Source organism: Rhizobium sp. MHM7A, from assembly GCF_005862215.1.
GTDB lineage: Bacteria > Pseudomonadota > Alphaproteobacteria > Rhizobiales > Rhizobiaceae > Rhizobium > Rhizobium bangladeshense.
In genome coordinates this window covers 1,254,948-1,272,765 of sequence record NZ_VCHT01000001.1, presented here as the reverse complement: position 1 = coordinate 1,272,765, position 17,818 = coordinate 1,254,948, and the positions used below count along the sequence as shown (strand labels likewise).

At 53.8% G+C, this 17,818-nt stretch carries 20 protein-coding genes and 4 tRNA genes; 7 read left to right on the top strand and 17 right to left on the bottom strand.

What is annotated here, in order from left to right:
- Positions 1-191: 191 nt before the first annotated feature.
- The 4 genes from FFR93_RS07295 to FFR93_RS07280 form a co-directional block, all read right to left on the bottom strand.
- The gene (locus FFR93_RS07295) at positions 192-1,991 is read right to left on the bottom strand and encodes an IS200/IS605 family accessory protein TnpB-related protein (RefSeq protein ID WP_138392679.1); all 1,800 of its coding nucleotides are present in this window, start codon (positions 1,989-1,991) and stop codon (positions 192-194) included.
- A gap of 133 nt (positions 1,992-2,124) precedes the next feature.
- Positions 2,125-3,198, bottom strand: a complete 1,074-nt coding sequence (locus tag FFR93_RS07290; RefSeq protein WP_138392678.1) for a hypothetical protein — start codon at positions 3,196-3,198, stop codon at positions 2,125-2,127.
- A gap of 63 nt (positions 3,199-3,261) precedes the next feature.
- Complete coding sequence (locus FFR93_RS07285) at positions 3,262-4,245, bottom strand: hypothetical protein (RefSeq protein WP_138392677.1); 984 nt, start codon at positions 4,243-4,245, stop codon at positions 3,262-3,264.
- Between the two features lie 94 nt (positions 4,246-4,339).
- A complete protein-coding gene (locus tag FFR93_RS07280; protein WP_138392676.1) occupies positions 4,340-5,416 on the bottom strand; it encodes a hypothetical protein in 1,077 nt (358 codons plus the stop codon).
- 156 nt (positions 5,417-5,572) lie between these two features.
- Between FFR93_RS07280 and FFR93_RS07275 the strand changes: the two genes are divergently transcribed.
- From FFR93_RS07275 to FFR93_RS07265, 3 genes are all read left to right on the top strand, one after another.
- Positions 5,573-6,334 carry a sulfite oxidase-like oxidoreductase gene (locus FFR93_RS07275; RefSeq protein WP_138392675.1) on the top strand — a complete coding sequence of 254 codons (762 nt, stop codon included), beginning with the start codon at positions 5,573-5,575 and terminating at the stop codon, positions 6,332-6,334.
- A 521-nt stretch (positions 6,335-6,855) separates the two neighbouring features.
- Positions 6,856-7,290 (top strand): hypothetical protein, encoded by a 435-nt coding sequence (locus tag FFR93_RS07270; RefSeq protein ID WP_138392674.1) that lies wholly within the window; start codon positions 6,856-6,858, stop codon positions 7,288-7,290.
- Positions 7,291-7,548: 258 nt separating this feature from the next.
- On the top strand, positions 7,549-8,094 hold the full coding sequence (locus FFR93_RS07265) for a hypothetical protein (protein ID WP_138392673.1): 546 nt from the start codon (positions 7,549-7,551) through the stop codon (positions 8,092-8,094).
- A 185-nt stretch (positions 8,095-8,279) separates the two neighbouring features.
- Here the strand turns inward: FFR93_RS07265 and FFR93_RS07260 are convergent.
- The 6 genes from FFR93_RS07260 to FFR93_RS07235 form a co-directional block, all read right to left on the bottom strand.
- Positions 8,280-8,352, bottom strand: a tRNA-Asp gene (locus FFR93_RS07260).
- A 244-nt stretch (positions 8,353-8,596) separates the two neighbouring features.
- Positions 8,597-8,671: transfer RNA gene (locus FFR93_RS07255), tRNA-Glu, on the bottom strand.
- Between the two features lie 103 nt (positions 8,672-8,774).
- Positions 8,775-8,851: transfer RNA gene (locus FFR93_RS07250), tRNA-Asp, on the bottom strand.
- Between the two features lie 29 nt (positions 8,852-8,880).
- Positions 8,881-8,955 (bottom strand) — tRNA-Glu (locus FFR93_RS07245).
- A gap of 227 nt (positions 8,956-9,182) precedes the next feature.
- Positions 9,183-9,374 carry a hypothetical protein gene (locus tag FFR93_RS07240; RefSeq protein ID WP_138392672.1) on the bottom strand — a complete coding sequence of 64 codons (192 nt, stop codon included), beginning with the start codon at positions 9,372-9,374 and terminating at the stop codon, positions 9,183-9,185.
- A 170-nt stretch (positions 9,375-9,544) separates the two neighbouring features.
- Positions 9,545-9,943, bottom strand: a complete 399-nt coding sequence (locus tag FFR93_RS07235) for a DoxX family protein (protein WP_138392671.1) — start codon at positions 9,941-9,943, stop codon at positions 9,545-9,547.
- A gap of 322 nt (positions 9,944-10,265) precedes the next feature.
- Between FFR93_RS07235 and FFR93_RS07230 the strand changes: the two genes are divergently transcribed.
- Positions 10,266-11,444, top strand: coding sequence for a CCA tRNA nucleotidyltransferase (locus FFR93_RS07230; protein ID WP_138392670.1), 1,179 nt, complete (start codon positions 10,266-10,268; stop codon positions 11,442-11,444).
- A gap of 415 nt (positions 11,445-11,859) precedes the next feature.
- On the opposite strand, the gene FFR93_RS07225 is transcribed toward FFR93_RS07230, so the two are convergent.
- Positions 11,860-12,345, bottom strand: coding sequence for a hypothetical protein (locus FFR93_RS07225; RefSeq protein WP_138392669.1), 486 nt, complete (start codon positions 12,343-12,345; stop codon positions 11,860-11,862).
- 66 nt (positions 12,346-12,411) lie between these two features.
- Entirely contained in the window at positions 12,412-13,947 is a 1,536-nt protein-coding gene (locus FFR93_RS07220) for a hypothetical protein (RefSeq protein ID WP_138392668.1), read from the bottom strand.
- Between the two features lie 146 nt (positions 13,948-14,093).
- Here FFR93_RS07220 and FFR93_RS07215 point away from each other — a divergent pair, with 146 nt between their 5' ends.
- From FFR93_RS07215 to FFR93_RS07205, 3 genes are all read left to right on the top strand, one after another.
- Complete coding sequence (locus FFR93_RS07215) at positions 14,094-14,654, top strand: hypothetical protein (RefSeq protein WP_138392667.1); 561 nt, start codon at positions 14,094-14,096, stop codon at positions 14,652-14,654.
- A gap of 116 nt (positions 14,655-14,770) precedes the next feature.
- Entirely contained in the window at positions 14,771-15,319 is a 549-nt protein-coding gene (locus tag FFR93_RS07210) for a hypothetical protein (protein ID WP_138392666.1), read from the top strand.
- The gene (locus FFR93_RS07205; RefSeq protein ID WP_138392665.1) at positions 15,316-15,609 is read left to right on the top strand and encodes a hypothetical protein; all 294 of its coding nucleotides are present in this window, start codon (positions 15,316-15,318) and stop codon (positions 15,607-15,609) included. Before FFR93_RS07210 ends, FFR93_RS07205 begins: the two co-directional genes overlap by 4 nt.
- 5 nt (positions 15,610-15,614) lie before the next feature.
- On the opposite strand, the gene FFR93_RS07200 is transcribed toward FFR93_RS07205, so the two are convergent.
- From FFR93_RS07200 to FFR93_RS07180, 5 genes are read right to left on the bottom strand one after another with little or no spacing between them, the layout of a single operon-like run.
- A complete protein-coding gene (locus FFR93_RS07200) occupies positions 15,615-15,905 on the bottom strand; it encodes a hypothetical protein (protein WP_138392664.1) in 291 nt (96 codons plus the stop codon).
- Positions 15,902-16,348, bottom strand: a complete 447-nt coding sequence (locus FFR93_RS07195) for a hypothetical protein (RefSeq protein WP_138392663.1) — start codon at positions 16,346-16,348, stop codon at positions 15,902-15,904. Before FFR93_RS07195 ends, FFR93_RS07200 begins: the two co-directional genes overlap by 4 nt.
- Before the next feature lie 42 nt (positions 16,349-16,390).
- The gene (locus tag FFR93_RS07190; RefSeq protein WP_138392662.1) at positions 16,391-16,912 is read right to left on the bottom strand and encodes a hypothetical protein; all 522 of its coding nucleotides are present in this window, start codon (positions 16,910-16,912) and stop codon (positions 16,391-16,393) included.
- Positions 16,905-17,417, bottom strand: coding sequence for a hypothetical protein (locus FFR93_RS07185; protein ID WP_138392661.1), 513 nt, complete (start codon positions 17,415-17,417; stop codon positions 16,905-16,907). Before FFR93_RS07185 ends, FFR93_RS07190 begins: the two co-directional genes overlap by 8 nt.
- A gap of 39 nt (positions 17,418-17,456) precedes the next feature.
- Positions 17,457-17,777 (bottom strand): hypothetical protein, encoded by a 321-nt coding sequence (locus FFR93_RS07180; protein ID WP_138392660.1) that lies wholly within the window; start codon positions 17,775-17,777, stop codon positions 17,457-17,459.
- Positions 17,778-17,818: the final 41 nt, after the last annotated feature.

The window sequence follows — 17,818 nt, the reverse complement described above, 5'->3', positions numbered from 1 at the left end:
CGATGTCGGTCCCGAGCACCAGTTTAATATCTGTGGTCGAGATCGTCGACAGAGCAATGACCGGTTCCGTGAAGAGACGCCGCCAAACTCCCCATCAATCGTCACTGGCTTGTTTCACAATTCATATCTGAGCCGTGCCCCGTTCGCCAAAGGTTTCCCGACGGGGTCTGAATTTCCGATTGCCCGGCTCGTTAGAGGCAGGCAATCGGAACAACTGCGCCACGCCTGGGGCTGATCCACCTGACGGTGAATTTATACGTCAGTCCGGCGTGATGACAGAAGCTTTTGAAGACCTTGCGGATAATGTTGAAAGCTCCGTTGACGTCAGCATGAATCCTGGAGAAACGCTTCTCCGCCACGACATTGTGTCGAACGAACCATGTGCGGTTCTTGGCGCTGCGCTTTCCAGAGAAGTTATGCTGCGGAACGGATCGATCCGCCTCGGTTTGGGTTGGTGAACTTTCCTTTTTCGTTTTCACCTTGGCATGAACCGGCAGTTCATCGCCGTCGATGAAGGATGACTGGCTGGTGTAGCTCTCCTCAGTGGTGACGACGCCGATGCCAAAGGCTTCGGCCTTATACCGGATCAGGCTGATGAGGCGAGCATGCGCAATCGCACGGAACATGCGGTTTTGTTGTTTCCCGCTGTCTATGTCGCTTTTCCAGCCCTTGTTCTTGCCAATGACGATTAGGTCGATCTTGCGGTTCACGCATTGATCGACAATGTCTGTGCTGATCTTGTGCTCGAAATCGGATTTGATCCGGTTCAGCCTCGCACTCAGGTTCCGATATTCCGGATCGGCAAAGCCCTTTTGCTGCTCCTTGCGCAGTTCGATCCGCTGAGCTTTGCCCAGCTTCTCACCCTTCTCTGACAGTTCCTGCTGCAGACGCTGCAGTTCCTTCATCCGGGGTGTAGCGCAGCTGGCCAGACGTTTGTCCATGAGCTGGTGGTATCGGTCGACGATCTCGTTTGGGCGTTCACCGGAATGAACGATGGCACGATGGCCGGTGGAAAAACCGACCGTCGCAATGTTTGTTTGCCCAAAATCTATGCCAGCCAGGTTCGCCTTCGTTCCGGCCCGCAGGATATGGTCCAGAACGAACTTTTCACGGTCTTCGAACGTTTTCAGGTCTGTGAACGAAGATTGGTATTCCTTGGTAATCCGATGAAGCAACGACCCTTCTGGATATGCCCTGTTGATAGCGACAACAGCTTCGATCTTCACCTTTGACGCACCGTCAGCGACAATTCTGATATGTTGCGGCTTTGCGTTGAGCCAACCGCGTTTTTCGCAGACTGCGACAGTGGCCTTCTTCAGGTCGTAGGAGCAAAACCGTTCCAGCTGATCTACGGGAATGTCGCCAAGTTCATTAAGAGTAGATGGCTTGGGTAGTCCACGGGTCATTGCCGTATAGGGTATTTCCAAAGGGAAATGCCCATCTTTCGGCTGGAAGTTCGGCAACTGCGGTCGACCGGTGTATTTTTCGGGATGTCTGGCAAAGTCACGCTGGGAGGACAGTGATGCTTTCCATACGTCAATGACAGAACGGACGACCTGCTGTGCAGCTGACGCTGGTAAGCGTCGGTAGACGATCTGCCCTTCATGGTCGACGTGGCTCCTGACCACGTTGTCCAGAACAGTAATGTCCAAGGCAATGTACAATGGAGAAATGGTCATGACAGGTTCGAGTGACGTAACGAACCTAGTCTTGTCGTTCAGTTTCAGTTTGCGCTTGGAGTTGACTATATCGATTACCTTATTAAAGGAAACCAGCGCGTCGCGCTGATGATCGTGCAACTCGTCCTTGAGACGGTACTTTCTGGATTCAGGATTGAAGACATAGGCGCTGTTGATCTGACGGATGAGGAACGTGCAGGTGTTATAGAGGTTCTTTGTCTCACGGGTCAGAGCGAGAGCGACGGCTGCCCATTCCTTATCGGGAACGGCCAGTTTCAAAACCCTCTTTTCCGCTTTAATAGCTTCGGACAACGAATACCTGCTTCATGTTTTCCTTGTAAAAACAAGAGAACATGAAGCGAACATCTATGTCAACATTAAACCGAAATTATATGTCGGCGATCAGAAGCAAGTTAGGGAATTGGATAAATGAGGGCGCTCATGGTCAGCGCCTCATTCCCATAGCGCTCTCGACCGGCCGCAGGTTCCAGCGTTCGACGACTGCTTTCATCGCATTGATATTGAGCTGGTAGTTACCGGAGAAGTCATGTGCGATGTTCGAGATGAGGTCAGCTACATCATCTCCATGCTCGAAACTGTCTTTCAGTTGATCGCAAGCCTCACTGATCCGCTTGAAATGAAGCTGCAGCGCTTCGTTCTCCGTGTCATGAGGGGCGAACTTGGCAAGCTTCAGTTGGGTTTCTTCTGCCATCGCCTTAAGGGCGCTCGCGTCATCGTAAAATTTGAACGCATCCGGCTCGTTGATCTTGATGTTCTTGATGTGTGTGCCAACCTCAACGCCTGGATATGCGGCCTTGATGAAATCCCGACAATCTTCCAAGCGGTTCAAACGGAAATAGGTATCATTTTCTGGCCCGATCTCACCCGCCTCGACGATGTCGATAAAGACCTGTCCGCCATACTTTCGGTCACAGCGGATGACGGGCTCGCTTTTGGTGGCCAGCCAAAGTTCTCCGTTGATGAAGGCGAACCGGTTTATCAGTTCCTCAGCCTCGGCCAGCGCTATGGCGCGTGCTTCCGGATTCTTGACCTGCTTTACCTTGTGCGCCTCATAGTCACTATGGCTACCGTCAAATGCTGTCGCTGTCTTGCTGCCGATCACCGGATTTGAGGGATAGGTGCTGGCCTTTTTAACAGGCACCTCGAAAGGCGTTACGGCAAAATCCTTCTTCAAATGAAGGTCCGGGAAGCTCTCTGGGGTAATCGCGAACCATTTGTTGAGGTCGTTCTTCGTATATTTCCTGACAGGGACATAGAACAGATCATCGAACGTGCGGATCGCGTATTCCTCGCTTTTGGCGCGGGGCTGTGATTGATCAATGCCAGGTATCGGTAGCCGCCACCTGGTCGCCACGCTTGCGACGACGGGTGCCTCGCCTTCGTCCAAATCCCTGACGTCGAATTCGACGGATTCCGTCACGAACAGCGGGTTAGCGCTGCGGAATCTCTGGTATACGGCCATCAGGGTGTATTGTAGCGGGAAAGCGATCTTTGTCATGGGAAGCCTCTAGGTGTTTCCCTTCGAGATAGTCACACGCCTACGCGTTGAACAATACCTTCCTTACAGTGCGAGGCCTCGCTCCACCGGTCTGACCTGCCACCGATTGACCGCTGCTGCGATCTCCTGGTTGTCGACGCCGAACTTGTCGAGGTCATGCTTTGCCAGTTCATTCAGGATTTCAGAGACGTAATCGAATTCCGCTTCGGTTGCGTTGTCTAGCCGGATGTTGCCCAACCGGTGTACCAGCCAGCTGACGTCTGGATTTTCGTTCAGGAGGTTACCGAACCGCATTATGGATTGGACAACCTCCCAAGCTGTCGCTCTCAAGGCCATTTCTTCTACCTCTAACTGAAGGACCGCGTCATTGTAGATTGAAAGGTCTCTGACCCACAGTTTGATCGGCTTCCCAGGATAGGCCGCCGCTACATGATCAAGACAATCCTCCATTCGGTCCAGCCTGAAGAATCCGCCCAGCTTTGGAGGCAGTAGATCGTTCTGCTCGATTGAGATGAACACCTCATCAGGAAAGTTCACGTAACGGATACGCGGCTCTTCTTCCAACCTTAGATGCAGATCGCCGTCGATCAGCGCGAATTTCAGGCTCTGAGCGACCTGTTTGATGTTCTTGTCCCGGTGATCGTGGTCAGGATCAATGTCGCGGACCTTCAGGCTCTCCCAGTCTCCCGTAAGGCTCTCCTCTCCCTCGCAGATCGTTGTGCCCTCAACAAAACTGGAAGGCGACACATCGTAACTTAAAGTCGAATCGAAGGCCGAGGCGAAACGGAACCGGATGTTGTCGATATTGCCGAGATCATCGAGGGTGACCTTTTCCGGCATCATATTCTCGGTTTTCGAGAACCGCTTCACCGGGGCGTAGAATGCACCATCTGCATGTCGAAGCTCGAAGATGCCGTTATTGAACCTGTCGTCGCTCTGTTCTCTGGCATCCCATTGACCCGGCAATCCTGATACCGGCCACGGCTTGTTGAGGCTGGCGACTACTTGGGCTTGGCTGCCCGTGTATTCGGGAATGTCGAAAGCCACGCCTTCCGTGACCTTCAGCATCTTCTGGGTCCGGTTGCGGCCGTACTTGGCGTTGACGTAATGGCGCACTGGGAGAACGATTCTTGCCATTTTGTCAGCCTCCGAAACCCAGGCGGGTACCGCCTTGTGCGGGTCTCATGTGCCAACGTTCCAGGTCACGCCTAGCGTTGTTGAGCGTCTTGTCGTCGGCGAAATGATTGAGAAGCTTCGTCGAAAGCTCAGCAAACAGTTCAGCCTTCTCCGGGGCGTTACCTTCATTGGTCTTCTGGAGTTCGTCCCGAAGATCGTACCATGCTTCGGCAACGTCTTCCGGCATCTGATCGATTTTCTTGGACAGATGCTGGCGCAGTTCATGCCCGACGGTCCACATTGTCTCTGCTTCATCGTCAAATGTGAAGGCGGATGGGTCGCTGACTTCGAGATCATATAGCTGCATGTCGATAGAACGCCCGGGATAGTTTGTTTCCAGGTGATCGATGAGATCATCCAGTCGATTGAGATTGAATAGGCGTCGTTTTCCGTTCCGGGTGGACGGAGTTTCCATCGAAACCGCAATCGGTCCGGTGTCCGGCACCTCGTATTGTAGCTTTGGCTCTTTTGCGATGGCGCGCCAAAGGAAGCCGTCTATCGCGATATATTGCCTGGCATCTTCCCTTGCGAATTCGAGGACATATTCCCGGGCCGTAACGTGCTTCTCGGTGGTCAGATCGCGCTTGCTGTGCGGAATCTCGTCGAGGGTCTTCAGATTGCCAGACCTCTGCAACGCAAGGCGCTTTGCTGTTTTTTCATCTCGCATGGCGTACAGGTGGGTGAAGGACGTTGCCATGTTGAGCCCTCCACCCATCACATCATCAAGGTCTTCGACCTTCGCGAAGGAATGCGGAACGCCACGGTTGATGACCACAGCCGCATAGAACTTGCCGTCGAAGCTCCTGATCTCGGTAATCGGCCGCTCCGGAGGGCGAATGTTGTTTCGCTTCTGATAGCTGTCTGCTGGAAAGACGCTCGACGGCCATTCTTTGTGCACCCGGGCTACGACGGGAGCATCCATGTCGTCACAGTTAGGAATGTTGAAAGCCACCTCGTCCGCAACATCGATTTCCCTTGGCTGTCTCATGCCCTTGGGCACGGCGTAGATTTGGTAGGGAATGGGGTAACGCAGGATAGCCATCGTCTTCGGGACTCACTCGAATTTTCCCCATTATGCCGGACTGGGTCGAAACTAACAAAGCTGAGACCACCAAAGATGAGAACCTGTCTTGTGCCAATATTCGGGGTGCGGCCCACTCTGCCGTGTAGGACGATATCGATAGGCAGGGAGCACGACATGGCAAACGTTTTGAAGCGACTGGGCGAATGGGTCGCGGGTTGGACAGGGAAACAAGATGATGAGGAGCCTCCTTTGACGGAGGCTGAGATCAGAGCCCTCATCGTCGATGAGTCCAAGCTTGTCCGGGCGAAGCGAAAGTTCATCCAGGAAGAACGCTTCATGAAGCAGGGGCGGCCTGAAAGGTCTACGGATCGGTTGCCACCAGGACAGACGCTGACGGAAGGCTTTCCGGTTCTCGATCTTGGCGTGCGCCCAGAAGTCCCGGTCGAGACATGGCAGCTTCGCTTGGATGGCGAGGTCGAAGCCCCTCAGGTGATTGATTGGCGACGACTGGCCGCCCTGCCCCAGGCAAGCATGACCGTCGACATTCACTGCGTTACTGCCTGGAGCAGATTTGACAATCAGTGGGGCGGCGTCCGGATTTCGACCATCCTCGACCTCTGTCGGCCTCTCCCTTCAGCCAAAGCAGTGATGATCGAGGGATATGACGGGTACAAGACGAACCTTCAGCTTTCTGATTTCGCGGATGCCAAGGCGATGATTGCGACCGCATGGCAGGGTAAGCCGCTCACTGTCGAACATGGAGCCCCTGCCCGGTTCGTTCTGCCACACCTCTATTTCTGGAAGAGCGCCAAATGGATCAAGCGGATCACGTTCTTGAAAGAAGAGCAGCGTGGCTTCTGGGAGGTCGGTGGCTACCACGTCCGGGGCGATCCGTGGCTGCAGCAGCGTTACCGTGGCGATGAACCGAGCACTTGAAGCTGGAATAGAAAAGCCCCCGAAGCACCGGCAGGTGCCGCAGGGGCGTTGATACCTATAGGATGCTTGCTTGCCTTGCCTGGCTCAAGCCTCGGCTTGCTGCTGGCTCAGCAGACCGCTGAAATGGGTAAGTCGTTGTACGCGGCGTCTGAGGGACGGGTGGGTCGAAAACGCGATGTTGCTTCAGGCAGTGAAACCAGCCGGTTGTAGAGCATGACGCCGACAAATGCGACGAGGATCACGATCAGAAGGATCGTGTACAAAAGGAATTCCACTCCATTATCCCCAGTGGCAAAATAGACGTTAACTCTTTGTGTAGAGAATTTCTCGCGTCATTTAAATGTCCCACTAGGAAATCATTTGGGTCATTCCCGCTATGGTGGGGGATTTATCGAGAAGGCATCGATGAGCAAACGATCACTTTCGCTGCAACACCGAGATGTCGAACAAAAATTGTTGACTGACGGAGATTGCAGGCCCATCGTCGTTGGAACGATGTCTTTCATTTATGGAGAATTATCATGCCCAACCATTACTCCGAAGAGTACGGTAACGATCCAATCGTGTCGGCGCTCGGCAACAAGATTTTCATGCTTGTTACCTGGCTGGTGTTCACTGCATCTGCTGGGATGTTTGCGTTTTGGCTTGGTGGGCGAATTGGTGCGGATGGCCACATCGCTTTGCGGGCACTTTTCGCCGAGGGATTGATCGCGGTGGTTTTTGGTTTGTACCGATCTCTTTTTTACAATTTTCTGTGCGGTTTGTCGGCGGTCGTTGCTTTCGTACTCTCGGTTACTGCTTTACTTGGTGGCGACATAGAGGGCATGTCAATTGGTTTGCGGATGCTTGCCATGCTTATGGGTTGTTATGCCTTCACTGGGGTCTTCATCGTTTTCAGCATGGTGATCCGGTCTTGGTCGGAAACACGGAAGAGCGTATTTGGGGCGGCAAGATAGCCAAAATTGGGTAACGGGCCAGTCGTGTGTTTAATCCCACAACTGGCTTTTTGCCGCTGCAGTCAGGCTGCAAGCAGAAGGAATCTTACCTCCGGAGACCAGTCCTTGAAGTAAGGATTGATCTCCCTTGGATCAGACGGCGACCCTCGTCTCCGTTGTCTGTGCCTTTCACCCCCGCTACGATCTTGATAACGCAACGAACTGATTATCGGCCGCGATTTACGCGTTAGTAGATCAGATCGTTTTTTGGAGGAATGCATGTCGGATATTACCGATGTCGAATCTGTCGTTCGATGGTTTTTAACGGATAAAGACGGCAATCCTCATGCCGAACCAACGCACAACGAGGCCGATCTCCGCGCCTTCGTCAAAAATATGACGACCTTTCCGTATCCGGATGATCCTTGCAAAAGGCCGTTGACCCCCGGCCGTGCCTGGAATGTGATCCTCGACGGGAATTTCCTCTATTTGAGCGGCAAGCTGGGCTGGCTCGATAGAGATGGAAAGCTTTTCTCCTGTGGATGGGCAAATCACGCCAAACTCCTTTACTGGATGGGCAAGCAAGAGGTCGAAGTCGAACAGGAAGGCTGGGTCCGCATCAATCGCGGCGCTCGTGGCCTCACCTATCGCTCGTGTTTCAAGGCCTCGCCAGCACAACGCCGTAAGCTGAAATCCTTGGGCGTCGAGGTCGATACGGAAGTCGAACGTATGCTGCCTGCATGGACAGAGCAGAACCGCGTCGGTCCGATCTCGTTCGAGAATCTAGGAGCCGACGCGGACGATTATGGCCGAGGCATGAAATAGGATTATGGGGCAGGTCTCATTGCCATATCGGTCGTTGCGGTCCTTTGTAGAATGATGCCCGATCTGCCGTTCGCGAACGGTTTGCGTCATCACCGGACCAGTCCACTGGCTCGGACCCGAACCAGCTTTCAATGAGGCCTGCTCATGCTCGGAAGGCCGATGATCGACCAAACGAGCGTAGAAGGTGGCGGCTCTGAAGGAATCGAACCCTCGTTCACCCGCAGACAACGGGGCGCTCTACCATTGAGCTACAGAGCCAAAAGGTATTCCAACACGGCTTCGCCCAGGACAGGAGTTTCACCTGCATTTCCGAACTCGTGCTCGGCGTCCTGATTAAACGACCTGGCGAACCTTGCCGTGCTGGAATTCTGATCCCGCCGGGATTTCATACCCGGATTTCCTGTCACTTATCCCTTATTGCCCTAAGCGCTGGAGGGCGTGGATGGTGACGTCTGGCGTCCTGAAGCTTAGACGACGGGAATTCCAGAATTTTTCCAAGAATTGGTAGGGCATAGGGGAGTCGAACCCCTCTCCCCAGGCTGAGAACCTGGTATCCTAACCGATAGACGAATACCCCACATTCTTTGACTTCACGCTTGCCGGTCGGATTTAAACACGACCCTCCAGGAGACCCGGGTGCTGGCACACTACACTACGGTAAGCGTGAATTCCTTGATTGATGGCGATGATGACGGGGCTCGAACCCGCGACCTCTGGCGTGACAGGCCAGTGCTCTAACCAACTGAGCTACATCACCAATTCTTGGAGAAACTCTAGAATTGATAGTGGTACACCTAACGGGAGTCGAACCCGTCTCTCCAGATTGAAAGTCTAGTATCCTAACCGATAGACGATAGGTGCACGTGATCATTACCAGCAGGACTGGCACCGAGATCGGCGGTCAGACAGGAGACGTCCTGGCCAGGAAGTTTCAAAACCAACATTCGAGCCCGCAGGCTGGAGTGTCGAAGCAACCGTCTTCTCTGTCTGTGCATTTGTTATCTCACATCCGATTTCGGCCGTCAACAACAAAAATGCATTTTTTTATTTATTTTCAATGCCTTAGCAGTGATTACATGAGGGATCGTTCACGCGTTTTGATGCGTGTTGAATGAAGGCAGCAATGAGGGTCCTACGAAGCGTTCTTCGTCGCGTTCGTCGCTATCGTCGCCGTCTTCCGGCATGGCGTTTCCTTTCTGGTTGGGTTGAATTTCAAAAACTGGACAAAACAAAAGGGCCACTCGATGAGCAGCCCGTGGTGAAATCTTTTCGATGTTCAACGATGGCCGCCTTCCCGGGCGGCCTCGCATACGCTATCGCCGCCTGGAGATATCCTCTTCAGAACGTTCGTCTCGGCGAGCGATGTGCATTGCGTAGGACATAAAAGTCCTCCTTCGTTGTTATCGGATCGAAATTAACAGTTGTCGGCGCAACCGTCAATGTTGACTTCTTAAGCCGACCTCTTCTTGAAGAGAACGTTGTCGAGCGCGACGGAACCTGGACCCGAGAAGACAAAATAAAGGAAGATAAAGCTGTAGAGGATTGCTGCGTCGCCGCCATTTAGGACCGGGAAGAAGCTCTTTGGTGCGTGAACAAGGAAATAGGCAAATGCCATCACACCAGACAGGACGAAGGCTGAAATGCGCGTGCCGAGGCCGAGGAAGAGCGTAAAGCCGAGAATGAGTTCGAAAAGGCCAGCAGTCCACGGCAGCGACCCGACTTCCGGAATTTTCTCCGATGCAGGGAAATGAAGAATTTTCATGGTGCCGTGAGCCATGAATGTCAGGGCGGATACCGCGCGGACCAGGCTGAGGGCGTGCGGGCGGAAGGCGTCGAGTTTCGCGATCATAGGTAATCCTTTTTAGTGAGGCGATAAAACATCATCCAAATCCTTATCACGGAAAGCAATTCACGGGACCACACAGACCAGTAAACAATCCGTGCTGCATTTTCGCTCAATCCCATTTTTTTCTTCTCACTGTCAGATAATCCTGTCACGCTCACGACAATTCCTTGTTGGGGCGGCCCATGCGCGACCGTTATGAACTCCTTTTCCAATGCTATCTCACAGAGCAGATGAGTGAGGCCGCGCTTTTCGAAGAGTTGAAGGCGGATGATGTTTTCCGTCGCTGGCTTGATCGCCGCCTGGCAAAACTTCGCAAGGAGCGCGTATGCAGATAGAACTCGATGATCCCCGTGTTCACGCTATCATGGATCGGCTCACGGAAGCCGGAGCGCAAGTACGTTTTGTTGGTGGTGCGGTTCGTGATCTTGTCGCCGGACTTCCGTTCAAGGATGTCGATCTGACGACCGATTTCCTGCCTGAAGATGTCATCGACCTTTTCGAGGACGCGGGTTTCGATGTGATACCGACGGGATTGAAGCATGGAACCGTCACCGTCGTCGTCGACGGCGAGCCATTCGAGGTCACGACCTTGCGGGCTGATCTTTCGACAGATGGCCGTCATGCGGAAGTTGGCTTTGTGACCGATTTCAAGGTCGATGCGGAGCGGCGTGATTTCACGATCAACGCGATGTCCGCCGACCGCGCAGGCAAGGTATATGACTATTTTGGCGGTATTGATGACCTGAACAACGGCCGGGTTCGCTTCGTTGGAGACCCGGAGCAGCGTGTGCAGGAAGATTACCTGCGCATCCTGCGCTATTTCCGTTTTCGTGGGCGTTTCGGTGTTACCGATCACGCACAATCGTTACAGGCGATCAAGCAGCATGCTGGTGGTCTCGAAAGGATATCCGTCGAACGCGTCTGGCGAGAAGTTTCCCAGATTCTTTCGCTCCAACGGTCGCCCAGCCAGCTGGTTTCTATGGAGACCCTTGGCGTCTCTCAGGTTATTGGCCTGCCGTTCACATCTTCCTTCACCGACCAGTTCGTGCGTCTTCGAGAGGAGACAAGTAATTCTGCGATCCTACTGGGCGCAATCGTCAGCGACGCCGATGAGGCCGAAAAACTAGGCTATCGCTGGAGACTATCCTCGAAGGAGCGTCGACAAGCCATGACGGCAGCTCGCGTGATCCAGGATGGCTCACCTGATTCGCATTATTGGCGCGTTAAGCAGTACGATGGGTTTGATGTAGCCACGCTGAAGGCCGTGCTGAATGCCACCGGCCGCACTGAAGCAGCCAACGGCCTGTTCGCAAGTGTCCCCGATTTTCCCCTACGAGGTCGTGACCTGTTGGCGATAGGTATTCCCGCCGGTGCTTCGCTTGGAACGGCGCTGAGCGACCTGGAGAACACCTGGAAGAACAGCCAGTTCACGCTTGACGCGAATGAGCTTCTCGAAATTGCGAAGCTTCAATACACAAATCCGGAGAGAACACATGGCCTTTAAAGTAGCAGGACGTTTCCCGACCGCCGGAAACAAACCCGCGTCGGCACAGAAACCCGCAGCAAATACGACTGATCAGCAGTCGTTCGCTTTCAAACCTTCAGCTCCGGTTCCAGCCGCAAAAGCGTCGCCAACCGCTCGTCCTGCTGCACCAGGTCCTGCACCATCACAGATGCGCCGACCAGCGCCCGCCGCGCCACCAAAGCCACCGGCTCAACTTGCGAAGGTTGACAAGACACGCTGGCATGGGAGGAGTGAGCCTCCACCGCCACGGGGCAGCAGTTATGCAGAGTATTACGAATGGGCAGCAGACGGACTCATTCCGGACGAATCTACCGCCGCTCTGGCGCTCGATTATTGTCTTGGCATTCGTGCTGACGAGGAACCTGAAGAGACTTCGACGTTCCGTCCCTGAACGTCAGAAGTCGATTCCTTCGATTTTGCCGGTCGTATCCAGCCATGTTCCATCGGCCAGCTTCTTTCGCGTCCTGCCAGTGATCGGGTGCTTGTGCCAGCCTTCGGGTTCGGTTCCCTTGGCACCGTCCCAGTTGTTGAACGCCTCCAGCGCGCATTCGAAGTTCTCGAAACACCACCTGTCTTCGTAACCGACGCGGTCATCCACTTGACCGATGATCATCATGTGATGATAGAGAAGCGGGTGAAGTGCCTTATACCAACCTGGGCGACTTGGTATCCGTTCGAAGGCGATCTCGTTGCGCTGCCCGGCCATGCTCGGCTCCAGAAGGTACATGGTCACCCACCACTCCGGCGGGTCCTTGACCCATTCCGGAAAGTTGCCATGACGTCCCAGCATTTCGAGAACGATCTTGAGCGCCTCGTCTTTCTCTTCCTGCGTTGCGTCGTCGATGCTGTCCAATGACAGATCACGCTGGGCCTTTCCCATGAGTCGCTCCATTTTCGATGGGCGACCCTATCTCGGGTTTTGTGGCGTCGTCAATCTCGCGTCCGGCTAGATGCGGGGTTTCAGCCCGTCTTCGTTGTCGAGTTCGAGCTTGGGCTCGGACAGTTTGATGACGCGTCCAGCGACGAGGTCGATGGTCACAACCGATCCTTCCGGATACTTTTGCCGGGCTTCCGGATCGCGGATGATCACCTGCCCCATTTCCAGCCCGTTCACTGCGAGGTGGGACAGTCCTCCGCCTTCTAGGACGATAACGGCTGCAGCTTCCCGGGCGATCCGGTCAAAATGGATGCTGGAATTGGCGACGACTGCGATGGTATTGGCGTCGACTTCCGTGTCCTTTTTGCAATGCTTGATCACTCCGGTTGCGCCTTGCTTCCCGGCGACAAGGACGTGCATCTTGAAGCCCAGTGTTTCTTCCTGAATTTGCCGAGCCAGGTCGTTCTGGATGGACATCAAAGGCTCTTTGCCGAAATCGTGCTGCTCCAGTCCAGCTCCCGTGATCCAGTCGGTATGGATGGGATCATCCCCTGCCTGCTTCAGGCCGGACATGCTGACGGGCTGCCAAACGGGGCCAGCATCGCGCATGCCGGTACCGCGTTTAAGGGCCCATCGCAGAAGAGGCCCGTTCGGGACGTCCCTGATGCCGATATCACCTCCGAAATCGACAGCCCTGAAGCCTAGGCCCAAATCGCGGTTCTGCTGCAGGATACGTTCACGTCGTTCGTCGTAATGATGAGGCTCGGCCGATTTTGTCGACTGAATGTACTCCTCAAGCTTTTGAGCTGCATTGGAAGTACCGTAACGCAGGCCAGTGTTTGCGAGGTTGAGTTTGGCCTGACGTGTCATCCGTTCGATGTCCTGTTCGACACTGAGGTCTATCGAGCCGTAGCTCCTCTGGTAGCCAAGCACGTTGAGTTCATGAACCATGGCCGTCGCAACTTCTTGCGCTGTCTTTGGTACGTACCAGAATGGCGGCTGTTCGGCCTCCGAGAATAGAACCCATAGAGGCGTAAGGGGACCGTCGCCATATATGTTCAGTTTGCAAAGTACGGCTTTATCGGTTTCCCCGAACGCATAGTGCATCGTTCTCTTCCCGAGGCTTTCGAATGTGATGCCCGGAAACGCATAAGGATGTTCTTCAAGCAATCTCAGGACGTTTTCGGTCGCGTAAGACTTGCGCCGCAGGGCTTCTGCATCACGCTCATTCAGAGCGTCGAAAGCGTCGAACTCTTTGGGCATGTCCTCGGGCCCGTAGTCGACGACATAGCCGTATGGCCGGTAGAAACCGCTCCCGATCTTGCAGATGCCATCATAGGCATCGGCCAGTTCTTCCTGCCATTCCGAGCTGTCCGGATCGTCGACCAGGAGAATGTCTCCCGGTTCCCCCTTGGGATCATCAATGAAGTGTTTCTCACCCTTGAAAATTTGAATTGCCTGATCGGTCGAAAGAGCTGGAAACTCCGCCTTGGCGAGGTTCAATGCCACGCGGTCGCCGTTCACAAGTAGGTTCTGTCGCAGCAAGTCGGTAATTGTCGATCCGCTTACATGAATGGCTACTGCGTTCACGGTAGACTGCGTCATTGTCCAGGTTCCTCACAGGTCTGAGACAAATATCTCCATCAGACTGGCATCTGTCAAAACCGTTGGTGGCGGATAGTATGCCTTGTCTGTCGCATTTGGTCTGGCGAAAATGTTTAGACAAGGTTTGGCCGGGCTGGAAAGTGCTGATGGATGAGAATGAGATCGAAGAGGCCGTGAATGCAGGGACCGTTCTCTTGCATGGTTGCTCGCTTGAAAACGTGGCCAACATCATCGTTGATAACCGACTTCGGAACGACATACGCGATCACGGAGGGCCTTTAGGCGTCAGTCTTACGAGATCATTGGCAATCGCTGAAAGTTTCGGCAAGGCGAGCGAAGAGGATTTTTCCGAAATTCTCTACGACTGGTATGAGCTAAAGACTGGCTTGGCAGCTCAGACCAGGAAAGGAGCGATCCTCGTTTTCAAGCGCTCCGATCTCACTGACCTCGCCCTCGTCGAGTATGACGATTTTGAAGGGTCTGGTCCGAACGAACAGGAGGAGCGCGTACTCGGTCAGATCAATAACGCGTTTCGTCGATTGTCATCCATTCTGGTTGATCGAGCCGAGTACGATTGGTTTCGCTCGGTCGTGGATCAGCATTTCAGAGCTATGAACGAACCGGCTGACAAATTGCTGGCCGCACTTACCAAGGCAGAATCCAAGATTGTATTCAAGGATGAACCCGTACTGGCTTTGGCAATGTAACGAATAAATCCTTTCGTGGTCTGACGGATCAGCGCATTTCGACAGTGAACAAGCACGTTGACAGAACTCCTACCTGCCACTCTACTAGATTGGAGAAATTCTCGTTCAGTTGACCCATGGCCAATATTCCCCGCATCAAACGACAGGTCGCTCTGATTGACGTCAAGGCAAGCGGGCTTATGTCCGGGTCATTTCCTGTTGAAGTCGGTTATCTAACCTATGGTCTCGACGCTCTGAAAAACTGGACGCCCCGGCTGTCGTCTTATCTGGTCAGACCCGACCCCTTCTGGTCACTAACCCACTGGGATTCCTTTGCGGAGCAGATGCATGGCTTGAGCCACTCTCATCTGCGTCGATTTGGGGAAGATGCGAAATCCATCGCTGCCCACCTCCAGGCGGACCTTGCATCACACCTGGTGTTCACAGATGCTCCCGAGCATGACGCGCAGTGGCTCGATGTCCTTCACGCATCGGCCTCCCGCCCTCGCGAATATAAGATTTACCCGATCAACCGGCTGCAGAAATACATCGGTCTTTCGCCTGATAAAGCGCAGGCGATCTTCAACGCCGCGCGAAAGAAGCACGGGCCGACGAACCGGGTCAATCTCGGCCTGGCCTTCATGCAGGAAGTCTTCGAAAAGTCGCTGGAGGCGGTATATCAATGAAATCTGTGTTCCTGGCAGCGCTGCTCATTCCTTTTGGTTTCACCGCCGCCCATGCATTCGAGGCAACGATTACGAGAGCAGGTAGCATCAAGCCGCATCCCGTCACCAGTGTCGCCAAAGGCGAATTGGAGCCGATTGAAGGTGTTGCCATCGCCAAGCCTCGCGAAGAAGCACTTTACCAACCGGAAATAGGCGGGCGCGCTTCTTCAGCCAGGGTCACCGGTAAAATCCCGGTTCCCACCCCAAGGCCACTGATCGCGCTCGCCTGTCCTATCGTTTGGCCTGATTAAGGGCTCTAGCCGAAAAACGTGGGGTTTGCTGCCAGGGCCGCTTTGACACGCCTTATCAACTGGTTCAACGCGTTGTGCCCTTCAGAATTTCCTTCGAACTTCAGGATGATTTTTTCAGCGTTGATATCATGCGGGCAATTGGTGACAGCCCGGGTGATTTCCCACGCCAAGTCATCGATTTTCTTTGATTTGTCATTCGATGTCGAAACTTCTTGGCCGGGTGAAGTCACGTCCTCGTTCTCCTTCAAGCTCGGCTCCCGGTTCATAGCCATCGCCTTCTTGTAGAGCTTCTTCATGCGCTTGAGCAGCTCCTTGTCCCCTTCGATTTGGCGTTCGGAGATGGGTTCTTTCGAACGATGATCGAAGGTGGATTGCCATCCGAATTGCCCTCCCCAGCACACGTGTACTGAACAGACGTTTGCACCTTTGCCAGAAGGGCGGTCATCCAATGCCACGGTTTATTATTCGCGGTTAGAAAACGAAGAATTATCCGGCCGTCGCCTGGTTTCTTGACCATCTTGAAAGGTGGGTTCGCCTGTGCATTCCACTTGGTTCCCCAAATCGAAATTACCTCTTCCATGTCGCCATCCTTCCATTCCCCACGTAGCCGATCAGGAAGCGGCAGTAGAATGTTGAAGTCGACAATTCCTTCACCGTTAACGGTCAACGCTTCAATTTCGGCGATGGCCTCGTCGCTGAGATCAGAGAAAACAAATTCGTTTATGATATAGTCCGGCATGCTGAAATCCTTCGAAATGTAAAATTCGTGGTAAAAGAAGTCTTAGGAATTCTGAGGCTTCTGTGCGCGTTCTGTCTCGATTGCAATTAAGGCTGCGTCGATGAGCAGCTTTTCGACCTGTTGCGACAGCTTTGGTCTTGGGCTACCAGCCTTCTTGATTGCAGTGTCCACGGCAATGGCAGCGGCATCACCGATACTGTGTTGATGCAGATTGCGCGGACGTTCGTTTGTGTGGTCGCAGCGGTCGCATTTCCAGGTCACCGTGGCGCGAACGTTGACCATAGGCTGATCGTTGTCGTCGTAGGGTGGCCCAATACCGCAGCTGTCGCAGAATTCGTCCAGGATTCTGTCTGTTTCCTGTTTCTTTGCGCCATTCATTGCGACCGCGATTGCCTTGGCCATGTCCAGCCATTCTTCACCCTGCCTGAGCTTAGGCGCGGCGCAGACGACCGTGAGTGAGCCGAACGGGTTCAGATCGCCCCGATAGCCGAGGAGAGTGCAGTCATCCCGGTGAACCATGACCCAGCCGTCTGGAAAGCCATCCGTATAGACCTTGTCAGCCATGTTTGGCTTCCTCATTGTCAGCGAGCAGGGAAACTACCTTCGAATAGGTGTCGAATGTCACGAACTCACCTTCGGAATGCCTCTGAAGCGTCGCCTCGCCGCCATCGGGATTGGAATATGTTACTCTGAAGCGCTCGGGCGTCCGGCTGGCTTCATGTTTTACCCGGTCGATGATCGATGCCTGATCTTCAATCGTTTTCAGCAAAAGCTCGATTGCCAGGGGATGGCAGGCCGAAATGAGAAGCTGGTTGGCCTTGGCTTCGCTCTTCGGCGGAGCATCATTCCCACCTTCGCCGACGGGTAGGCCGTTATCATGATGAACCGTCGCCACCGCGCCCATAATTCCGGTATCGGACAGGATAGAGCCGCAGTTGCAACGATGATTGTCGTCGCAAAGATGGCCTTCCAGCCACGGCCCGGCCGTAGGCCCAGCTTTGAGTGCACTCTCGATCCTGCTGATGACAGCAGGAAGGCTCAGGTCAACTTCGTCGATCAGATCAGCCATCTTCGTTTCTCGATCCGTGGGTCATGTTCATTTATTTTTTCAGAATGCGCATTCCGCATACATAGGCCGGTGCTTAATCTCTGTGTAGAGTTCACCTTCCAGTTTTAACTTCTGCTTGTCCCTGATAAATTGCCTGCACAAATCCCTGTAAAGGAATTCGGCTTCCATTGCAGCCTGGTTAGCGGCGGCGTTCATCATCAGGCTGTCTCCGAAAAAAGACCCGAAGAACTGGATGAGCCCTTCATCACGCATTTTCCTGGCGTGCGATTTGCTCAACAGGTAAATATCCTTGTCGATGGACAATCGGCCGATACGGTCACGTCGGAAACATACTGGCATCCTGTCGTTGTATTTCGCCATGATTAGGATGCGAGCGCGCTGCTGAGACTCGATGAACGGGT

Coding starts and splice junctions, on each gene's coding strand:
- FFR93_RS07290 (WP_138392678.1), bottom strand. CDS start 3,198: ATGACAAAGATCGCTTTCCCGCTACAATACACCCTGATGGCCGTATAC.
- FFR93_RS07280 (WP_138392676.1), bottom strand. CDS start 5,416: ATGGCTATCCTGCGTTACCCCATTCCCTACCAAATCTACGCCGTGCCC.
- FFR93_RS07275 (WP_138392675.1), top strand. CDS start 5,573: ATGGCAAACGTTTTGAAGCGACTGGGCGAATGGGTCGCGGGTTGGACA.
- FFR93_RS07270 (WP_138392674.1), top strand. CDS start 6,856: ATGCCCAACCATTACTCCGAAGAGTACGGTAACGATCCAATCGTGTCG.
- FFR93_RS07265 (WP_138392673.1), top strand. CDS start 7,549: ATGTCGGATATTACCGATGTCGAATCTGTCGTTCGATGGTTTTTAACG.
- FFR93_RS07235 (WP_138392671.1), bottom strand. CDS start 9,943: ATGATCGCGAAACTCGACGCCTTCCGCCCGCACGCCCTCAGCCTGGTC.
- FFR93_RS07230 (WP_138392670.1), top strand. CDS start 10,266: ATGCAGATAGAACTCGATGATCCCCGTGTTCACGCTATCATGGATCGG.
- FFR93_RS07225 (WP_138392669.1), bottom strand. CDS start 12,345: ATGGGAAAGGCCCAGCGTGATCTGTCATTGGACAGCATCGACGACGCA.
- FFR93_RS07220 (WP_138392668.1), bottom strand. CDS start 13,947: ATGACGCAGTCTACCGTGAACGCAGTAGCCATTCATGTAAGCGGATCG.
- FFR93_RS07215 (WP_138392667.1), top strand. CDS start 14,094: ATGGATGAGAATGAGATCGAAGAGGCCGTGAATGCAGGGACCGTTCTC.
- FFR93_RS07210 (WP_138392666.1), top strand. CDS start 14,771: ATGGCCAATATTCCCCGCATCAAACGACAGGTCGCTCTGATTGACGTC.
- FFR93_RS07205 (WP_138392665.1), top strand. CDS start 15,316: ATGAAATCTGTGTTCCTGGCAGCGCTGCTCATTCCTTTTGGTTTCACC.
- FFR93_RS07200 (WP_138392664.1), bottom strand. CDS start 15,905: ATGAAGAAGCTCTACAAGAAGGCGATGGCTATGAACCGGGAGCCGAGC.
- FFR93_RS07195 (WP_138392663.1), bottom strand. CDS start 16,348: ATGCCGGACTATATCATAAACGAATTTGTTTTCTCTGATCTCAGCGAC.
- FFR93_RS07190 (WP_138392662.1), bottom strand. CDS start 16,912: ATGGCTGACAAGGTCTATACGGATGGCTTTCCAGACGGCTGGGTCATG.
- FFR93_RS07185 (WP_138392661.1), bottom strand. CDS start 17,417: ATGGCTGATCTGATCGACGAAGTTGACCTGAGCCTTCCTGCTGTCATC.
- FFR93_RS07180 (WP_138392660.1), bottom strand. CDS start 17,777: ATGGCGAAATACAACGACAGGATGCCAGTATGTTTCCGACGTGACCGT.